The following is an 18370-nucleotide window of genomic DNA, read 5'->3' as shown; positions in this document are numbered from 1 at the left end:
CGCTACGGCGCTGCGCCGTCCACTTGACGCGCCGACATAGCCTCTTCTGTCGTTAGGCCTGACGAGACCTGCAACACTGCCACGCCGGGAAACGATGCGATCTTGTCACATGCGCACGCGAGGCCGTCAAAAAATCCGGACGATGCCGTCAACACTGCTGCTAAAGCGGACCCGGACCGGTTTGCGTCTCGCGCTGTCAGTGGATGTTGCGCCCAGCCCATGGGCAAACAGCTATCCTCCCCCTGCGTCACACTAGATGTCGCCTCTGAATTTTCTTAATTTGAAGAACACAGAGGTGCAGGTTGAATGCCAAACAGACGTATTGTGTCGAATTCAGGGAGCAGGCGCTGGCAAAGGTCCTGCAACGAGGCAACCGGTCCGTAGGAACGGTTGCCTCGGAACTGAACATGAATGTATTAACCTAGAGGAAGTGGATCCGCGTGTCTAACGCCGCAAACCGCAACCCGGGGCCAGTCAATGCACGGCGCCCGGAAGACTGGTCTTTGGAAGAGCGCCTGCTGGCCTTGCAGCAGAGCCATGGACTGAGCGACGAGGCGCTGAACGCGTGGTGCCGTGAACGGGGCTTGTTTGCCCATCATCTGGACCAGTGGCGCGCCCGGTTCTGCTCGGCCGGCACCGCGAGTAGCGCACGTGCAAACGCCCCAGAGCTGCGCGAGCTGAAACAGGCCAATGCGCAACTGCAGCGTGAACTGAAACGCAAGGAAAAGGCTTTAGCGGAGGCAGCCGCGTTGCTGGTACTTTCAAAAAAGTATCAGGCGCTGTTCGGGGACGAGGGCGAATGAGTTCCCCCGAAGAGCGCGCGACATTGCGCGAGCTGATCGGTGAGGCGACTACAGCCGGGGCTCGTCAGGCACGCGCATGTACCGTGCTGGGGCTAAGCGCGCGCACGTTGCAGCGCTGGCAAGGCGGCGGTCCTGAAGCAGTGGATGGGCGCACCTTACGCCATCATGATGCTGTCCACAAGCTGTCGACCGATGAGCGCGCCGAACTGCTGGCGGTGGCCAACTCTGTCGAATTCGGTCATCTGCCACCGAGCCAGATCGTCCCTCGCCTGGCCGACCAGGGCCGCTATATCGCCTCAGAATCGACGTTCTACCGGGTGCTGCGTGCGTATTCCACGCAAAGAGAACAGCCATTCCACTGCAAAGTGAATCGTGATTCCACGGCAAAGAGAACAAGGATTCCACACCATCGCGAACGAACTGAGCGCAGCGACGCGGGACCTTTGCCTTTTTACTCGGACTGCTGCTTCGCGGTCAATCGGCTACGCGTCTTGCGCAGTGATTCGCCCGCGAGGGTGATGCGATGTGCGTTGTGCACGAGCCGGTCGAGGATCGCGTCGGCGACGGTCGGCTCGCCGATCGCTTCATGCCAGTGATCCACTGGAATCTGGCTGGTGGCCAGCGTGGATCGGTGTCCGTGCCGGTCATCGAGCACCTCCAGCAGGTCGCGCCGCGCGGAATCGGTCAGCGGCGCCATGGCCAGATCGTCGAGAATCACGAGATCCGTCTTGGCCAGTTGTGCAAGCCACCGCGCGTAGCGCCCGCTGCCGTGTGCGATCGCCAGTTCCTCGTTCAGTTTCGGCACGCGCAGATAGCAGGCAGAGAACCCCTGACGGCACGCCTGGATAGCGAAGGCGCAACCCAACCAACTCTTGCCGAGCCCGGTCGGGCCAACCAGGATCAGGTTCTGCCTCTCCCGAAGCCACTCACCGGTCAGCAGTCGGGCGGTAAGCGCGCGATCCAGTCCGCGTGCGGTGCGATAGTCGATGTCTTCAGGCGATGCGTCGGGGACCTTCAGTCTGGCCCGGCGCAGCCGGGCCGCCGTTTGTCGCGAGTCACGTTCACTGGATTCACGCTCGACCAGCAGCCCCAGACGTTCTTCAAAGCCCAGCCGGTCAATGCCGTCCTGGGACTGTTGCTCGGCAAGCGCCGCCGCCATGCCGGGCAGGCGCAGCGCGTGCAGTTTGTCGACAGTGTGTGGCGCGACAGTCTGGATGAGAGGCGCGCGACAAACAGGATGAGAATGTCGCGGCGAGCTTGATGATGCCGTTGTTGATTGACGCTGACAAGCGATTAAAGTTGATTGACGCGCGTTCGTTGATTGACGCTGGGCAATGTCGGATTAGAGTGTGCGTCAGGCGACGCGTGTCATGATTCGTTCTCTGGAGTCGCAGGCATGCCGACATTGTTTGGCGTGGCATAGCGCGCAGGGCGTCCTGGCCCCTGCTGTTTGCGCTGCATGGCGGTGCGCCGCCGGTAGCTTTCGACATTCATCTCGAAGATGGTCGAATGATGGACCAGCCGGTCGACCGCGGCCAGCGTCATGGCGGGGTCGGGGAAGACCTTGTTCCAGTCACCAAACGGCTGGTTGGCGGTTAGAAGAAGGGATCGGCATTCGTATCGGGCGCTGATCAGCTCGAATAACACGGAGGTTTCGGCCTGATCCTTGGTGACGTATGCAAAGTCGTCGAGAATGAGCAGGTCGAAGCGGTTCAGACGGTTGATGGCGGCTTCGAGCGCCAGCTCGCGACGTGCAACCTGGAGCCGCTGCACAAGGTCGGAGGTGCGGGTGAACAGGACCTTCCAGCCTTTGTCCAGCAGGCTCAGTCCGATGGCCGACGACAGGTGCGACTTGCCGCCGCCAGGCGTCCCGACCATGATCAGGTTGGCGCCGTTGCGCAGCCACCCATCGCCGGCACACAGTGCCGAGACCTGTGCTTTGGAGATCATTGGCACTGCATCGAAATCGAAGGTCTCCAGCGTCTTGCCCGGTAGCAGCCGGGCCTCCTTCAGATGGCGTTCAATACGACGTCTATCGCGTTCGGCAATCTCGTGTTCGGCCAGCGCCATGATCAGGCGTGCCGCGGGCCAGCCCTCCTTGTCGGCGCGCTCGGCGAAGGCTGGCCAGATCTGTTTGACAGCGGGTAGCCGCAAATCGTTGAGCAGCAGCGACAGGCGGGTAGCATCGAAATCGTGGCTCATGCTGTCATCTCCTGATCCAGGGTAAGCAGGGCTTCGTAGTCGCGCAACGAAGCCAGTTGTACGTGCACTTGTGGGACAGCTGCCGGATCCGGAGCAAAACGCGAGCGCAGTTCGTCCAGATCGGGTAGTCGACCATCGGCCAGGTTCTGTTCGAGCGCATGGGCCAGCTCGGCCTCGCAGGCGCGCTCGTGAGCCAGGCTCAGCAACTCCACCATGGTCTTGCACGCCGCGCGCGAGGACAGTTGCTCGCACAGGCGATCGAAGGTCAGCCGATAGGCCTCGCGCGGGAACAGCTGGTCGCGGTACACAAGGTTGAGCAGCGCCATCGGCTTGCGGCGCAGCGCGTGAATGACATGCCGGTAGTCAATGACGTGGCCATGCTTGCCGCTGGTGCCTGGGCGGCCACGCCGCAACGTCATCAGGGCCGTGCCGCCCAGGAACAGTTCCAGCCGGTCGTCGTACAGCCGCACCCGCAACCGGTGGCCGATCAGCCGCGACGGAACGGAATAGAAGACCTTGCGCAATACGAAACCGCCGGTGGAGGTGATGTAGACACGCGTTTCCTCGTAATCGCTGGTGCGCGTGTTGGGCAGAAGCTGCAGGAACGGCACTTCCGCCTTGATGCGCTTGCCATTACGCGCGTTGATGCGGCTGACGATCTCGTCGATGAAGCAGCGATAAGCGGCAAGGTCGATGAACTCGACGCTGCCGCGCAGCAGCAGCGCGTCGCGGATCGCACTCTTGAGGTGACCATGAGGACTCTCAATGGCGCCGTTCTCGTGTGCGACTCCACGGTTGTTGCGCGTGGGCTGCATGCCGTAGTGAGCACATAGGGCTTCGTAACGCGTGGTCAGATCGTCGCGCGCATCGCGATCCAGATTGCGAAACGCCGCCGACAGACTGTCGCTGCGATGCTCGAGCGGTGCTGCGCCAAGTGCCCAGAGCGCGTTCTGAAGCCCTTCGGCGAGGGCAACATAACTCTCGCCACCGAGAATGACGTGAGCGTGTTCAAAGCCCGAGCAGGCCAGACGGAAGTGATACAGGCGATGGTCCAGCGCGGCGCCGGCCACGGTGACGCCGAGAGCCTGCATCTCGGTGAAATCGGACAGCCCGAGCCGACCGGGCTGATGTACCTGGCGAAACATGACCTCGCGTTCCTCGCCATGCAGTGCCCGCCAGACGCGGATGCGCCGCTCCAGTGTGCGGCGCACGTCACGTGAGAGCTGCGGATGGCGCCGAAGCATCTCTTCCAATACTGCAACGGGCCGGATGCCTGGAGCGGAGGTCAGTAGTGGAACAATCTCCGCGTCGAAAATCCCGGCCAACGGATCCGCGCGCCGGCGCTCGCGCGGCGCCTTCTTCTGCGATGGCAACCGTGGATCCTCTTCGATGCGGTAGGCGGTGGCGACGCTAAACCCGGCCCGGGCAGCCGCCTCGGGTGGCGCTTCCTTGAGTCTGTGCTTCATGTAGAGCCTCATCTGGTGGTCGTTGACGTGGCGTCCGGGCACGGCGCACCTCCCATGGCATGGAAGGTTTGTTCATACCCGATCTACCGCGACTACCAAAAAAGCTCCCGGTGAAGGTCGCCTCCTGGCGCGGCATGGCGGCAGCGGTTCCGGGCTACGCCCGTTCCCGCTGCCGCCATGCCCGTTCTCTCATCCTGACTGACGCGCTCCTCTCATCTTGATTGACGCGCGGCAGACAGTGGGATGTTGCAGCATAACGACTCCATTTCAATGATAGTAAGACGGCCCACGCACGTTGGCGTGCATGAGCGGCAGGTCAGCCTGGGTGGTAGCCGCTTCGGGCTCCCGGTCCAGGCCGTTCTTCAGCGTCGAGGCAATGAACTTGTAGTTCGGCGCTTTCAGATCGATGGCGCGGCGGCAGGCGGCTTCGAGCCGGTCGCGCCCGTAGTCCTTGCCCATGCGCAGCACGCCCAGGCAGGTTCGATAGGATTGCTGCGGGTGCTTGCGGGCACCCAGCAGGTGCTGGATGACGGCCGCCGTATGCGGACCGATGTCGGCGGCCCAGTTGCGCAGCCGCTGCGGATCCCAGCCTTTCGCGACAGCCAGGTGCTCCGGCGGCATGTGCGCGTCGATCGTGGTGTGGTGGCGAGCTCGGGCGCTTTTGCCGTGGGCGGCAATGCGTTGGCCACGATGGAAGATTTCGACGGTACTGGCCGTGTGACGCATGTCGACCTGCTCGCGCGCGTAGCGGTACGGCACCGAGTAGTAGTGCTGATCGAGCTCAACGTGGTAGTCCGGGCCGACGCGTGCAACCTTCCATTCCGCGTACTGATACGGCCGCTCGGGCAACGGCCTGAGCGCCGGACGATCGATCTCGTCAAACACGCTCCGGCGGGAGCCGGGCAATTTCTTGAAGGGCCGGTTGTTCAGATCGGTCAACAAGGCGGCGACCGCCCGGTTTGCCCCGTCCAGACTGAAGAAGCGCTGGTTGCGCAGGCGGGCGAGGACCCATCTCTGCACCAGGAGAACCGATAACTCTGCTTTCGGCTTGTCTCGCGGTTTTTTACTGCGAGCCGGGATCACAGCCACGGAGTAATGCCTGGCCATTTCCTGGTAGGTTGGATTGATGTCCGGATCGTAGAACCCAGGCTTGTGGACGCCCGACTTCAGATTGTCGGGGACCAGGATCTCGACCAGGCCGTCATAGAACGCGAAGGCGCGCACGTGCGAGCCGATCCAGTCGGGCAACTGCTGGGTCCAGGTGAGTTCCGCGAAGGTAAAGCCGGACACGCCGAGCGCAGCGACGAACAACTCGGCCTCGCGGATTTCACCGGTGTCCGGGTTGATGATGCCCAGCTTCTTGCCCGAGTAGTCGACGAACAGCTTCTGGCCCGGCACGTGCGTTTGCCGCATCGTGACCGGCAGCCGCTGCGCCCATTCCTGGTAAGCCTTGCAAAACCAGCTGTAGCCGCAGCCGTCCGGATGCTGCGCCTTGTATTCCTGCCACAGCAGATCAAGCGTGACGCCTTTCCTGCCGATCTCGCGATGCACCATCGGCCAGTCCGGCATGCCGCGCGTTGGCTCGCGCCGCGCCGGCGGCGGATACAGCCTCGCCTCGAGCGCCGCGTCGTCCGTTAGCAGTTCCGCTGGCAGCGGCCAGCCCAGCCCTGCCAGCCGCGTGCGGCGCAGGTAATGCCACACCGTTGTTGTCGAGGCGCCGACCGCGTCGGCGATCTCCCTCTGGTTGCGGTCGCACTCGAAATGCAGCCGCAGCACTTCCCTGATTTTGCGCATGGTCAACCTGACATTTGCCATTCGGCACTCCCGACAAAACCGTCGATCGTGCCACCGTTGACCCGCGTCGCCGCCACCCCGAAATCCTGTTCGCGATGGCGTGGAAACCCTGTTCTTTTTGCCGTGGAATCGGCATTAACTTTGCCGTGGAATTCGTGTTCTTTTTCCCGTGGAATCCCTGTTCACTTTGCCGTGGAATATTCATGCTGCGTGAAGAAAAACAGCTTGCTCATCGGCGCAGTGAACGACCAGTCCGAGCCCGCAGCAAGCCCCGCGCAGTATGTGCCGACGGGCCCAATCAGTTGTTCAGCTGGGATATTACTCTCGCCACCCTGCAGGGTCTGGGTGTCATGCCGTCATTGAGTCGACCGGGCGTGAGCAACGACAACCCGTTCTCGGAATCGTTGTTCAAAACACTGAAGTATCGGCCGGCCTATCCTCTGCAGGCGTTCGACACTCTATTTGCCGCGCGCGCCTGGGTCACCGGGTTGGTGCGCTGGTATAAGCACGAACATCGTCACAGCGCGATCCGTTTCGTCACGCCTGCCCAACGGCACGCCAATCTCGACCAGCGGATCCTCGATCGCCGCACGACGCTCTACGAGGCGGCAAAGCAGCGCAACCCGCTACGATGTAAAGGCCCCACGCGAAACTGGAAGCGCGTACACGCGGTCCATTTGAATCCCGACCAGACCGACAACTCTGAACTCATCCAACGCCCCCACCGACAGGAGCAAAAAGCCGCCTGAATTTAAATCGTTGAGGCGACATCTAGCTTGAAATTTACCGATCTTTGTGCCTTCGCTTTTCATGACTCCAGAGTGTAGCGTTAGATGGAGGGCACCGCAAAGGACGGCATCTGTTTGCCGCGGGGATCACCCGCGATGAGCCTGCGTTACACGGCGCTGGAATAACAACGGACCAGTGACTATCCTTCGATGCAGCGTGTGCGATCCTGGAGACTGCAATGGCAACAGCAACTGTTGGACGATATGTCGTCGTCACTGAGGAGCGATATGAAGGCGCTAAGTGGCGGTCCGAATGCTTTGTTGGCATCGGCGAGTCCGGCAACGTGGCAGCGCTGTTCCGCGAGAAGGATTGCAGCCCTGCGTTTGACTCGCCGGAGGAAGCTGCCCGGTCGGCGGTTCAACGCGGAGTTGCATTCGCCCGTTCGCTGGGCGACCCCGCCGTTATCGGATTGGTAACCCTCTATTCGTAGGTTCCACGCGGTGCGTGAGCCCCCGGGCAACGCGGTGGACGAAAAGCGAGTCTCACTACAAACTGGCTGCAAAGACAGGTCGATGGTTCGTTCGGGTGCCAGCGTCGTTGTACATCCCAGGGGACCCGTATTGTCCGACGCTTCACTCGTCACCGCGGCGTGCGTCACCAGCGCTTAAACTTGGATGTAACGTGTGCCCCGGCTTCCTGCTGCCGCAGCGTCAGGATCTCGCCGCGCTCATGTCCAGCGTTTGCGCACTCGGCTCACCTTTGTTTCTGATCGGCGCATTGGGCAGCGTAACCGCGGATTCCCACCGACTGGCGCGGCATGCTGTGCATGGATGCGACGGACGCTGGTCTGCGGCGACGGTGACACCGCAATTCCAGCACGAAAAGTATCCGTCCGCACCGATTGCGTCGAGCAGCGAACGCTCCATGTCAGGCCTGACCGTCAATCCCGGACGCTCATCCCTTCGCCGAACGATGCTGATCGATCCTGATGCCTCGAGATAGACCCGGCGAAGCTGCCCCAGGTGGGCAACCTGTGCCGCGCGCAGCTCCGACGCGAGCATTTCCCGTGACATGTCGCACACCTTCAGTTGGTCGAGCAGCATCCGGCCGTCCTTGATCAATATCGTGACATCGCCCTGCTGCAGGACCTCAAAGCGGCGCCAGCGCAAACCCGCCTTGCCCGTTAGCCGTTGCAGGACGACAACGGCGCACAGCACTACCACTGCCGGCAGGACGCCCTGCGAGGACACCTGAATCGGAACACCGATTGCAGCTCCGAGCATGAGGACGACGGCGAGCTCCGTAATGCTGAGTTGCGCCGCTACGCGTTTGCCCATCAGGCGCATCGCAACTAGCAGCAATCCATAGACGATCACTGCGCGAGGCGCGAGTTCAACGAGGAACGCCCATGGCCCGTCGCCGACGAGAAGACGCTGGACGAACTCCATTAGCGCTCCAGTTCGGTGACTGCGTACGTCCAGTCTCGCGAGCCGCAGCGCTCGCACACCCGGCCTTGCGGTTCTGCGGTGTCGATAGTTGTGCCGCATTCAGTGCAGGCGGAACAACCATCGACCCGGCCCTCGGCGCGCAGTTCGTCGTCGATTGCGGGCAGCACGGACAGCCCCGGCCTGGGAGGTCGTGCAGGAATGAAAGAGAAAGAGCCTGACGGCTCCATATAGAGGCGACTGATCTGCCCCAGGTGTTGCCAACCTTTGACCCGCATTGCCTCAAAGACCTTTTCTCGAGGCATCGCGGTCCGGGCGAGTTCAACATGCTCCAGGTGGCCTTCGCTAGCAAGGAGGGTCACATCTGATGAGATCAGCGTCTCGAGACGCCGATGCGTTGATCCAGTTCGTGCAATCAAACGCTGAAGGAGAACGACGACCACCGCAATAACAACAGGCGGTAGCAGCCCACGGTCTGCGGCCTGCAGCGGCACACCGACGGCCGCCGCCAGCGTCACGGCAATGGAAATCTCGAAAAGAGTATATTGGCCGGCCACGCGCCTCCCGAGCAAACGCATAACCACAATGAGCAAGACATATGTGACGCTCGTTCGCAGCAACACCTCGAGCAGAAATGGCCAGGAGGCATTCCCAAAAAGGAATCGATGCCAGTCGGTCAGGCTGAACGGTTGGTCTTTCATGGTTGCAGTGATTGGCCATTTGCATGTCTAGCGCATGGCGTGTGCCTGGCACGAGGTCGGCAGCTTTAGCCTGCGAGAGTGGCGATATGACGGGCGCAAACGAACAGAAGCTCGGCGCGCCGACCGCTGCTTGCCTTGTGACCGATGCGATCTGGCACGTCATCGGGACAGCAGCCGAAACCGGCTTCATCGCCATACTGCCGCTTTGTGGTTTCCTGGCACGCTCGGCTTGGCCGGCAAACCAAAAGTCGTTTAATCAAAAGTCGTTTGCGGGTCCTAGTGCCGAAGCGCGAGCGCCGACGTTCACACCCACCAGGCGACGCTGCTCGCTAGCATGCCGCGCGGCAATCAAGATGAGGACCAGGCGCCAATCAGGACGAGAGAGCAGCGTGGCGGTAGCGGGGGACGGGCTTAGCCCGCACAGTTGCCCCCCGCCCCACCGGAGAAGTTCTTGCCAGTGAGAGCTTTGTCGGTGGTCGCGTAGCCCGGGCGGAGCGGCGGATCTAGCCCAGGCATCCTCGTCCCGTCGTGACTTACCACGACCGGGGAGCCTGCGACTATTCTGGCGCAGTCAAAAACGCGTCGCGTAATGAGGTTCTCCTTGCCAAAGCGACCGATCGGCGCGCTCGCCGGATCGCCGGACCTGGCATGCACAGAAAGTGCTAAGGGAAAACCGTGCGCGCCCGACAACCCTGCCTGCGCACAACCGCGACGTGTTCTTTTTTCCAAGGAGGGTTCCATGATTCGTCTAAAACTCAACGCCGTGCTGATGCTTGCGGCCGTGGGGGCAGGCATGGTGGGCTGTGCGCCGAATGTGCCGATGCAGGGCGCGAGGCCGTCCGAAGCTGCTGCGGTCACGCAGGCGAACCCCTTGCCTTCGCCAGACCGAGAGTTCGTGCAGGCGGCGTCGATGTCAAGTTCGACCGAGATTGACGCGAGCAAGCTCGCGCTTTCCCGTTCTAATGACCCGGACGTTGATGGGTTCGCCAGGCAGATGATCGCCGATCACACGAAGCTTACGTTGCAACTGAAATCGGCGACCGCAGGCTCACCCGTGCAGGCGCCAAAGGACAATTCGGACGTTTCGGTGATGAATCTGCTGTCGCCGCTGTCGGGAAAGCAGTTCGACGAGCAATACATCAAGCTGGTGGGCGTCGAGGGTCATAGAAAGGCGGTGGACGCGTTCTCGGCTGAGGCGAACGGCGGCCAGAACAGCTCGTTACGCGCGCTCGCCCAGCAAGGACTGCCCATCATCGAGCATCACTACGAGATGGCCAGGCAGCTCGCGGCGCGCAAGGGCATCGCTCCATGAAGCGCCATGTCAACGATGATCCCCAACGGCCCAGCGCGTTACGGGCGCAATGCCCGCCGTCGTGGCGGCATACACGATGCTAGCCTCTGTTGCGAACCGGTTGCCACGACAATCCGTTCGTAGACGCAGAAAAATGTCATGACGGCGAGTTTGGCTGCACACCGGTAGCGCAGCATGCCAGTGTCAAGCACGCCTTGCGGAACATTAGTAGGCGCCGCGCCGGGAAGGGCAGCAAGACAGGCCACTGGCGACATAGCCGACGGCGGTTTCAGCGGCGACAAAGTTTTGCGTCAGGAGAAGGCTAAATTGCATCGCAACCGCACTGTCGGCGACCCTTGGACTGGAACCGTCGAACTATTGCTGGGAGTCTCCCGCCCGTCCATCGTCTCGCGGTGCATTGCGAGACCTGTCCCTTGGGCGGGGTGCATGACCAGTGCCCAACGCAAGGAGTCTGCACAAACCCTCACAACCGCAATTCGTGCGATAGACCGCCTGACCGACTGTACGGTTGCGATCGCCTGGAGCGATGCGACGCGCGGAGCATACGGCGATCAGGTGTGGCGCCGCATGCGTGCGCGATGTCGAGGAATGTGCGCGATTAGCGGCGCCGCGATTGCGCACGGGGACGCCATCTATAGCCCGCGTCCTTCTCGCTTGCCATGTGCGAACGCCGATGCCATGGTGCTCGCCTCGGTGATCGATGCCGTCGCGCTCAAGGTGGACTAACTTTGGCCTCCTGATGCGCGCATCAGCTAGCCGGCATACCGGTTTCCCGTCCTATCGCCACAAGCTCCTTTTTTCAGCCGGTCTGTATGCTGGGCGCCTCGCGCGCGCCTGCATACGCTAGGACAGCGGTCCGTCAATGTTTGCCCGCACGGAGTCGATTAGGCAAAATTACGACTGTTGCATGTATCATTTGCAATGCCGCCTTTCCGGGCGCCGCAATGCCGCTGACTCAAGTATCCATGTCGGCGGGAGTCGCCGGATGACCATCGGGGAGCGAGGCGCTCTGTATTGGCGCGTGCTGAGCGAAGGGTGAGGGTCGCGCCAGTCGCACCGCGCTAACGCAGTCACCGCGCACAACGCGGCGCCCAAAGCGGCAAGGTGACCTCGCGAAGCCGGGGGAACTATCACGGTCGTAAAGCGCGAGCTCCGTTCAGACGCACCATCGCCGCGATTCCGCTGAGCGAACGCGCCATGTGGCTTAACGCATTCATGGCGCGACGCTGTAAGCCCTGGGCGGTGATCGCGGCCTAGGTGAACACTCATCGCCGGCCAGCGATGTCATCGCCAGGCGAGCGTGGCGTGGCTAGGCGGGCGGGCAGGCAGGCGTGAGCGGTGAGCTGCGGGCCAGGCAGAGCTACCGGTCGCGTCTCACGATCTGATCTTCGTTCCTGGAATCGTTCCTTGTCGCCGGCAACACCCTGGGGCCGTACTCCGGCGCCTTCAGGCCCGCCAGGTGCATCATCCTTGCTCGTCAACTCGACGATGCCTTCTTCTTCCTTGATCACCGACGGAAGGAGAACGTCCCGCACCGCACTGGCCGACCGTGAGGCGGGAGCTTGCCCGCAAAGGCGTGACGCTCGACCTGCTCTGGAACGAGTACAAGGCCGAGCACCCCGACGGTTACGCGTACACCTGGTTTTGCGAACGATACAGCGAATGGGCGAATGCGCTTCCGCTAACCTTGCGGCAAACACACGCTCCGGGCGAGAAGTTGTTCGTCGACTACTCAGGCGACAAGGTTGCGATCATCAATGCGGATACGGGCGAAATCCGGGAGGCTGAGTTGTTCGTGGCCGTGCTGGGAGCCTCGAACTATACGTATGCGGAAGCGACCTGGACTCAGCAGAGTTCTGACTGGATTGGCTCTCACATTCGAACATTCGAATTTATGGGCGGTTGTCCTGAGATCGTCACGCCCGACAACCTTAAATCGGGTGTGCACAAGCCGAGCTTTTACGATCCCATTATCAATCGAACATACGGAGAAATGGCCTCGCATTATTCTCTGGCTGTCATCCCGGCCCGAAGTAAAAAGGGTTCTGGTGCGAATTCGTGGTGAGCTAAAGTAGAGGCTTTAGCGGCGGTGATGCAGGATGGCGAAGAAGCTCCGGGATCTGGACGAGCTGTTCAAAGGTCGGCACGTTGAACGCGAACTCATCATTCTCTGTGTGCGCTGGTATTGCCGCTACAAGCTCTCGTATCGGGACCTCGCCGAAATGATGGTGGAACGCGGACTGCACGTCGCACATACGACCATCATGCGCTGGGTCCAACGCTACGTGCCGGAATTCGAGAAGCGTTGGGCCCGTTATGCGCGCAAAAGCGGCCGCTCGTGGCGCGTCGACGAGACGTACGTGAAGGTGCGCGGGCGGTGGGTCTACCTGTATCGCGCCGTTGATCGCGATGGCAATACGGTTGACTTCAGGCTCAGTCCGAAACGTGACGTGGCGGCGGCTAAAGCCTTCCTGCGCAAGGCGCTCAGAACCCAGGGCCGGGCTCCCACCAGCATCACGCTCGATGGCTACGCGGCGTCACATCGGGCAGTGCGCGAACTGCCCGGCGAAAATCCGGCGTGGCGCAACACGAAGCGCCGCTCGTCGAAGTATTTGAACAATCTGATCGAGCAGGATCATCGCGGCGTCAAGTCGCGGATTGGCCCCATGTTGGGGTTCAAGAACTTCGACTGCGCGGCGATCACGCTGGCCGGCGTCGAACTCCTGCATCGCATTCGCAAGAACCAGTTTGCCATCGGTCGCCTGCGCATCAAAGACCAAACTCCGTCTGCAATCTGGAGTGCCGTGCTCGCGGCATGACGCGACGGGGTGGCACACACTTCGCTCGCCCCCGATCCAAATTTTTGCACCACAACCACCTATCATGCTGGGCGCGCTTTCGGTGCGGCAGCACGACGAACACGATAGCCGTTGAACAGCTTCAGTTCCTCATACAGCCAACGCCTACTCCACCGCTTCCAGCCGAAGCCGCGTCGATTCCGGGAGCGCCCCATGTGGCGCCTGATCTTCTTTTCTACCCAGTCTTTGATGAAACTGAAGCACTCGCTGGAATGTCCAACAGCGAAGTAATTCACCCAGCCGCGTAACACCGGATTGATCAGTTCTACCACCCGATCTACCGGCTGCGACTGGTATCGCCGAAACACCTCTTTGAGCTTGCGCAATATCGCCGTGCGCTTCTTCAGCTTTGGCGTATAGTGCGCCCGCCACACCTGCCTCTGTACGCTGCGGAGTCGACGGAAGTCGAATCCCAGAAAGCCGAAGCTCTCTGAGCGGTCCAGATTAACGGTACGGCTCTTCTCTTCATTGACCTCAACCTGCAGTTTGGCAAACTCTTCCCGAAGTCGCGTGGTCACCGCCCTCAGCAGCCACGCATGGCGCGGATGGGCATCGATCAGCACCACCAGATCGTCAGCGAATCGGGCATACTCGACGTAGGTGTACTTCCCGTTGCGCGTGGCTTCTTTCGCCCGCTCCAGCATACGGTCTACCTCATTGAGATAGATGTTACTGAGCAACGGTGAAATCACCCCGCCTTGCGGAACGCCTTGTTTGCCCGACGCCGTCAGCATCAGCTTCAGCAGATGCATTACGTCGTCGTCCTTGATCCGACGCGCCACTTTTCCAAGCAGTAGATGATGCCGAACTGTGTCAAAGTAGGCGCGCAAATCAAGGTCTATGACGCGGGTCTTGCACTGAACAATCGCCGTCGCCACCCGATGCACCGCTTCATGCGCGGTACGCTTGGGACGATACCCGTACGAGCCCGGTTGGAAGTCTGCCTCGAAGATCGGCTCCAATATGAGCTTGAGCGCGCCTTGAACCACCCGGTCACGGATAGCCGGAATCGAAAGGACACGGACCTTGCCCCCGTCCTTCGGTATCTCCTGCCGCCGCGCCCGTAACGGCACGTAGGTCCGCCCGATCAGTTCGCCCTGTATCTGCTCAAGAAACGCCTCCACGCCCTGCGCCTCGATGGCCTCGAACGTCACCCCGTCGATACCCGGAGCGCCGTTGTTCTTTCTGGCCAGCGCATACGCCTCGCGCAGTGCGTCCATCTTGCAGACATGGACGTACAACCCCCAGAAACGCCAGGACGGTTCAGCCTTCGCCTTGACGTATATTCCCCGCCTCAGGTCCTGCAAACTGCTGGACGCCTTTGTCATCTCGTCCTTGCCTCCCGTGTTGTCGAGGAAACTACAAACAGCAGGGTCCCTTCGCTCCACCGGCGTTACCCGGCTTCACCGCTACTACGGACCCATCCGCCACCCTCTCGCCTTCGGCCCACTTCCCGGGTTAGCCGGTTATAGGGCCTACCTTGCTCCGGCGATTTCGCGCCGGGGCGAGGAGGGCTTCTCCAGTTGCTTGGCATGTCCTTGTCATCGTGCCGTCGCTTCCACCCCGCCGAAGTGGAATAGCCGTATCGGTCAGATTTCGGCTACCCATGCTGCCTTCACCCTCACGGTTGCGGGCTCGGCCCTCGGAGCTTTTCATTTTCGAGGCCACATCCACGTTCACTTTTGTTACGGCCCGATGACTCGCGCATTCCCCTAGGAAATGCCTGTCGATAGGCTTCAGAGTCTTGGTTTCCCGCCACCCTGCTATCCAAGCTACGGGGCTTCTGACTTCTACCCCGGCAGGTCTATCCCCTGCTGAACACGCCAGCCTTCGCTGGACGCACAACCGGACATGCAGATCTCCCGCATCCGGCTCTCGGACAAGACATCACGCCTTCGTACACGGCAAGTCACTACCAAGGCCCCCGAAGACGTACGAGACCGAAGTACCCGTAGAGGTGCGAGGGTGGATAATTCCCGCCCCTGCGACGCCTGACCTTGTGCTTGGTACGTAACCACCGGCGCAACCGCGTGCAGGTGTAGCTATCGAGCGCCCGATATGCGCGGCTGACCGTGCCTACCTTGAAGTAGTTCGCCCAACCGCGTAGCGTGCGATTCAAATTCCCCACCAGCTCCGTGGTGTCCATCCACGTCATAGAAGCGGCGGTCAGTGCATGAACCTTCTCAACCATGCGCCGGATACTCTTCTTCGACGGACGCATGCCCATACGGGCTTGGCCAGTCGTCGCGGAGTACATCCGCCCAAACGTGTAACCCAGGAAGTCGAATTCGCCGTCCGGCACCTTGCAGATTTGTGTCTTCTCCTCGTTGACCGTCAGCTTCAGTTTGCCCATGATCTCGCGTAGCCGCGACAACGCTTCTTCAGCTTTGCCTCGCTTGCACAGGATCACAAGATCGTCCGCGTAGGTCACGATTCGACTGCCAAGACGTCGCTCAAGCCCGAGCTTCTTCCACGCCAGCACAAACCGGCGCATGTAAATATTCGCCAGTAGTGGTGAGATGGGTGAACCTTGGGGAATGCCGCGTCTGCTGTCCCTGGCCTCCGTCGTACGTTTCTTCCGGCCTCGGTTATCGGTTTCTTCAACGGAGCATTCCAGCCACATCCTGATCAGATGCAGCACGCGCCGATCAACGATGCGTCGCGCGAGCGACAACATCAGATCAGCGTGGGGAATACTTCCGAAGTAGTCCGCAAGGTCGGCGTCAACAACGTCCGTTTGCCCTCGGTGCAGCCGCTCCTCCACCTCGATCACCGCTTGCTGGGCATTTCGCCCCGGGCGGTAAGCGTACTGCTCTGGCGGAAGGTCCGCTTCGAAGATCGGTTCGAGCACCAGCATCGCTGTTGTCATGCACACCCGGTCTCGCAAGGTCGAGATGCCCAGTGGCCTGAGCTTGCCATTGGCCTTCGGGATAAACACTCTTCTGATAGGGTCCGGCCGGTAACTCTCCTGCCTGAGCGCAAGCGCCAGTTCGCCGAGCCACTTCTGCACCCCATACGCTTCGACCTGCGCGAAGTCTTGCCGATCGACACCCGGCGCGCCCTTGTTCGAGCGGCACTGGGCGTACGCATGCGCCAGCACATCCTCGCGATAGATCTTGTCGTACAACGCGTAGAAACGATACCCGGCTTCTGCCTTCGCTTTCGCGTGTAACGCCATCTGCAGCTTCTGAACACGAATCGGAGTTGATAGCAACTGTCTTGAAGATCAAGGGTTTTTTAGATCAGGCTCATGAAGCGACACATTCCATGGCTTACCGACCTTGACCATTGCATTGAGGATGGTCAGCAGCTTACGCATGCAGGCAACCAGCGCGACTTTCTTGGGCTTTCCAACGGCTACGAGGCGATTGTAAAAGCTCTTGATGACCGGGTTGAATCGGGTCGCAACCAGCGCCGCCATGTATAGAACTCGTCGTACACTGCCGCGGCCTCCGAAGATCGTGCGTTTGCCCCGCATCGTGCCTGAATCACGATTGACTGGTGCGACACCAATCAGTGCGCTTATCTCCCGACGCGACAACTGACCCAGCTCCGGTACTTCAGCGATCAAAGTAGCGACAGTTGCACTGCCCACCCCCTTGGCGCTGCTCAGCAGCGCAGACAGATCGGAGAAGTGCGTCCGGACGTGTCCCGACATGTCGTCATCGACACACCTAAGTTCGTCCGTCAATGTTTCGATGATCGTCTCGACGCTCCTGCGAGTCTGGGCATGTGCCAGAGCAAGCCGGTTGCGTTCAGCGCCAAGCATTGTAATCAACTGTCTGCGGCGCGAGACCAGAGCGGCGAGCGCTTGCTGCTCGGCCGTCGGCAACGGCTTGACGAATTTCTCACGTTCGGGATGACGCTCAATGACCTCGCCGAGCTGAGCGAGGATGCGCGCATCAATGCGGTCTGTCTTTGCCAGTTGCCCCATCGCGCGCGCGAAGTCCCGCGCCTGCCGGGGATTGATAACTGCAACGGCATACCCTGCAGCCTGCAACATACATGCTGCGGCCATTTCAAGGCCGCCGGTAGCTTCCAGCACGATCAGCGCGACCTGATGCTGCGTCAATTTTGCGAGCAGGATCTCGAGGCCCTTTACGTCATTCGCGATGCTCAACGTGGGTACCTTCTGGCCGATCGCCACATCCAATGTGGCCTTTGCCACATCGATGCCAATCGTGACCGGATTGTGATTCGGATCTGGCAAGCTCGTCACTACCCCTCCTTGTACATGCGAATTAGGTTCAGACAACTGTTCGGGCTTCTGATGAGCGGCTAGGCTCGTGCGCCTTCTGCTATCAAACGGGCTTCATACCCCAGGTTGAATCGGGCTACACGGGCTTTGCCAAACCGACATAAACACAAGACTGCGGATTTGTGGACGACACGCCTACGGCGCACCGCGCAGCTTACGGTGGACAGCGCTGCGCGTTGCCCACCGCGCCCCGCTTCGCCCACAAGTTCCACGGCCTCCTACCATGAATAAAAAACAGCGCCTTTCAGACCCGACTTCAAGATACAAGGTTGCCCAATCTCCACGTCCTCGCTACGTATTGCGTCTGTCTTGAACTGAGGCCCCTTTCCTCCACCAGCATTACACCGGCTTCAACGGTAGTACGGGCCTCTCCGTCACCCCAAGGCGCCCGGCCTGTCCCTCGCGGGCGTCCGGTTGGTCATCCCTGACCACGCCAGGGGGCTTCCCGTGTTGCGTGCGCTTCCCTTGTGTGCATGCTGTCGCCACTACCCCGGCGCGGCGACTGGGCGTCCTGCCTGCTCGTTCACCCAGCCGTATCAGCCTTCCCCGATATGGCAGTCAGGTCGGCCCGCGCATCGTCGTTTTCGAGGCTTGCTCGGCGTTCACACGTGTTACGGCCTGCACACTCGCGCTGTCACCGTATTTCGTGACACGCTTCACCGAAGGCTTCAACCGCTTCGTTACCTCCACGATTGCTCCGGTTGCTTCCGGCTGGAGCGGTTGCCGGGCGGGGCTTACACCCGCTGGGAAAGCGCCGCCTTTGCACGGCGCACGCCATGAAGCGACATTCGCCGGCACCGGC

At 61.1% G+C, this 18370-nt stretch carries 14 protein-coding genes and 3 pseudogenes; 8 read left to right on the top strand and 9 right to left on the bottom strand.

Annotated features, from left to right (window positions below):
- Positions 1 to 440 precede the first annotated feature (440 nt).
- Both RW095_RS00345 and RW095_RS41090 read left to right on the top strand, forming a co-directional pair.
- Positions 441 to 803 (top strand): transposase, encoded by a 363-nt coding sequence (locus RW095_RS00345; protein WP_317015771.1) that lies wholly within the window; start codon positions 441 to 443, stop codon positions 801 to 803.
- Positions 800 to 1114 (top strand): annotated as a pseudogene (locus tag RW095_RS41090) (IS3 family transposase); the annotation flags it as partial. The gene RW095_RS00345 and the pseudogene RW095_RS41090, both read left to right, overlap by 4 nt.
- Positions 1115 to 1254: 140 nt before the next feature.
- On the opposite strand, the gene istB (RW095_RS00340) reads toward RW095_RS41090, so the two are convergent.
- The 4 genes from istB (RW095_RS00340) to istA (RW095_RS00325) form a co-directional block, all read right to left on the bottom strand.
- Positions 1255 to 2019 carry an IS21-like element helper ATPase IstB gene (istB, locus tag RW095_RS00340; RefSeq protein ID WP_317016671.1) on the bottom strand — a complete coding sequence of 255 codons (765 nt, stop codon included), beginning with the start codon at positions 2017 to 2019 and terminating at the stop codon, positions 1255 to 1257.
- 152 nt (positions 2020 to 2171) lie between these two features.
- The gene (gene istB, locus RW095_RS00335; protein WP_317014949.1) at positions 2172 to 3005 is read right to left on the bottom strand and encodes an IS21-like element helper ATPase IstB; all 834 of its coding nucleotides are present in this window, start codon (positions 3003 to 3005) and stop codon (positions 2172 to 2174) included.
- Positions 3002 to 4513 (bottom strand): IS21 family transposase, encoded by a 1512-nt coding sequence (gene istA, locus RW095_RS00330; protein ID WP_449406524.1) that lies wholly within the window; start codon positions 4511 to 4513, stop codon positions 3002 to 3004. Before istA (RW095_RS00330) ends, istB (RW095_RS00335) begins: the two co-directional genes overlap by 4 nt.
- A gap of 225 nt (positions 4514 to 4738) precedes the next feature.
- Entirely contained in the window at positions 4739 to 6286 is a 1548-nt protein-coding gene (gene istA, locus RW095_RS00325; RefSeq protein WP_317015770.1) for an IS21 family transposase, read from the bottom strand.
- A gap of 302 nt (positions 6287 to 6588) precedes the next feature.
- On the opposite strand from istA (RW095_RS00325), the pseudogene RW095_RS00320 reads away from it, so the two are divergent.
- Together RW095_RS00320 and RW095_RS00315 are read left to right on the top strand one after the other, a co-directional pair.
- Positions 6589 to 7014 (top strand): annotated as a pseudogene (locus RW095_RS00320) (integrase core domain-containing protein); the annotation flags it as partial.
- A 218-nt stretch (positions 7015 to 7232) separates the two neighbouring features.
- Positions 7233 to 7484, top strand: coding sequence for a hypothetical protein (locus RW095_RS00315; protein ID WP_317015769.1), 252 nt, complete (start codon positions 7233 to 7235; stop codon positions 7482 to 7484).
- Positions 7485 to 7704: 220 nt separating this feature from the next.
- On the opposite strand, the gene RW095_RS00310 is transcribed toward RW095_RS00315, so the two are convergent.
- Positions 7705 to 8442 (bottom strand): DUF421 domain-containing protein, encoded by a 738-nt coding sequence (locus RW095_RS00310; protein WP_317015768.1) that lies wholly within the window; start codon positions 8440 to 8442, stop codon positions 7705 to 7707.
- Positions 8442 to 9140 carry a DUF421 domain-containing protein gene (locus RW095_RS00305; RefSeq protein ID WP_317015767.1) on the bottom strand — a complete coding sequence of 233 codons (699 nt, stop codon included), beginning with the start codon at positions 9138 to 9140 and terminating at the stop codon, positions 8442 to 8444. The genes RW095_RS00310 and RW095_RS00305 overlap by 1 nt, the downstream gene beginning before the upstream one ends.
- A gap of 739 nt (positions 9141 to 9879) precedes the next feature.
- On the opposite strand from RW095_RS00305, the gene RW095_RS00300 reads away from it, so the two are divergent.
- The 4 genes and pseudogenes from RW095_RS00300 (at position 9880) to RW095_RS00285 (ending at position 13271) form a co-directional block, all read left to right on the top strand.
- On the top strand, positions 9880 to 10452 hold the full coding sequence (locus RW095_RS00300) for a DUF4142 domain-containing protein (RefSeq protein ID WP_317015766.1): 573 nt from the start codon (positions 9880 to 9882) through the stop codon (positions 10450 to 10452).
- Between the two features lie 426 nt (positions 10453 to 10878).
- On the top strand, positions 10879 to 11178 hold the full coding sequence (locus tag RW095_RS00295; protein ID WP_317015765.1) for a DUF3331 domain-containing protein: 300 nt from the start codon (positions 10879 to 10881) through the stop codon (positions 11176 to 11178).
- 799 nt (positions 11179 to 11977) lie between these two features.
- Positions 11978 to 12493, top strand: a pseudogene (gene istA / locus RW095_RS00290) (IS21 family transposase); the annotation flags it as partial.
- 58 nt (positions 12494 to 12551) lie between these two features.
- The gene (locus RW095_RS00285; protein ID WP_317015764.1) at positions 12552 to 13271 is read left to right on the top strand and encodes an IS6 family transposase; all 720 of its coding nucleotides are present in this window, start codon (positions 12552 to 12554) and stop codon (positions 13269 to 13271) included.
- Between the two features lie 62 nt (positions 13272 to 13333).
- On the opposite strand, the gene ltrA (RW095_RS00280) is transcribed toward RW095_RS00285, so the two are convergent.
- From ltrA (RW095_RS00280) to RW095_RS00270, 3 genes are all read right to left on the bottom strand, one after another.
- The gene (gene ltrA, locus RW095_RS00280; RefSeq protein ID WP_317015763.1) at positions 13334 to 14638 is read right to left on the bottom strand and encodes a group II intron reverse transcriptase/maturase; all 1305 of its coding nucleotides are present in this window, start codon (positions 14636 to 14638) and stop codon (positions 13334 to 13336) included.
- 584 nt (positions 14639 to 15222) lie between these two features.
- Positions 15223 to 16488 (bottom strand): group II intron reverse transcriptase/maturase, encoded by a 1266-nt coding sequence (ltrA, locus tag RW095_RS00275; protein WP_317015762.1) that lies wholly within the window; start codon positions 16486 to 16488, stop codon positions 15223 to 15225.
- Between the two features lie 48 nt (positions 16489 to 16536).
- Entirely contained in the window at positions 16537 to 17520 is a 984-nt protein-coding gene (locus tag RW095_RS00270; RefSeq protein ID WP_317016669.1) for an IS110 family RNA-guided transposase, read from the bottom strand.
- Positions 17521 to 18370 lie beyond the last annotated feature (850 nt).

Origin of the sequence: Paraburkholderia kirstenboschensis (assembly GCF_032806925.1) — a bacterium.
Classification (GTDB): Bacteria; Pseudomonadota; Gammaproteobacteria; order Burkholderiales; family Burkholderiaceae; genus Paraburkholderia; species Paraburkholderia kirstenboschensis.
This window is presented reverse-complemented; position numbering and strand designations above follow the sequence as displayed.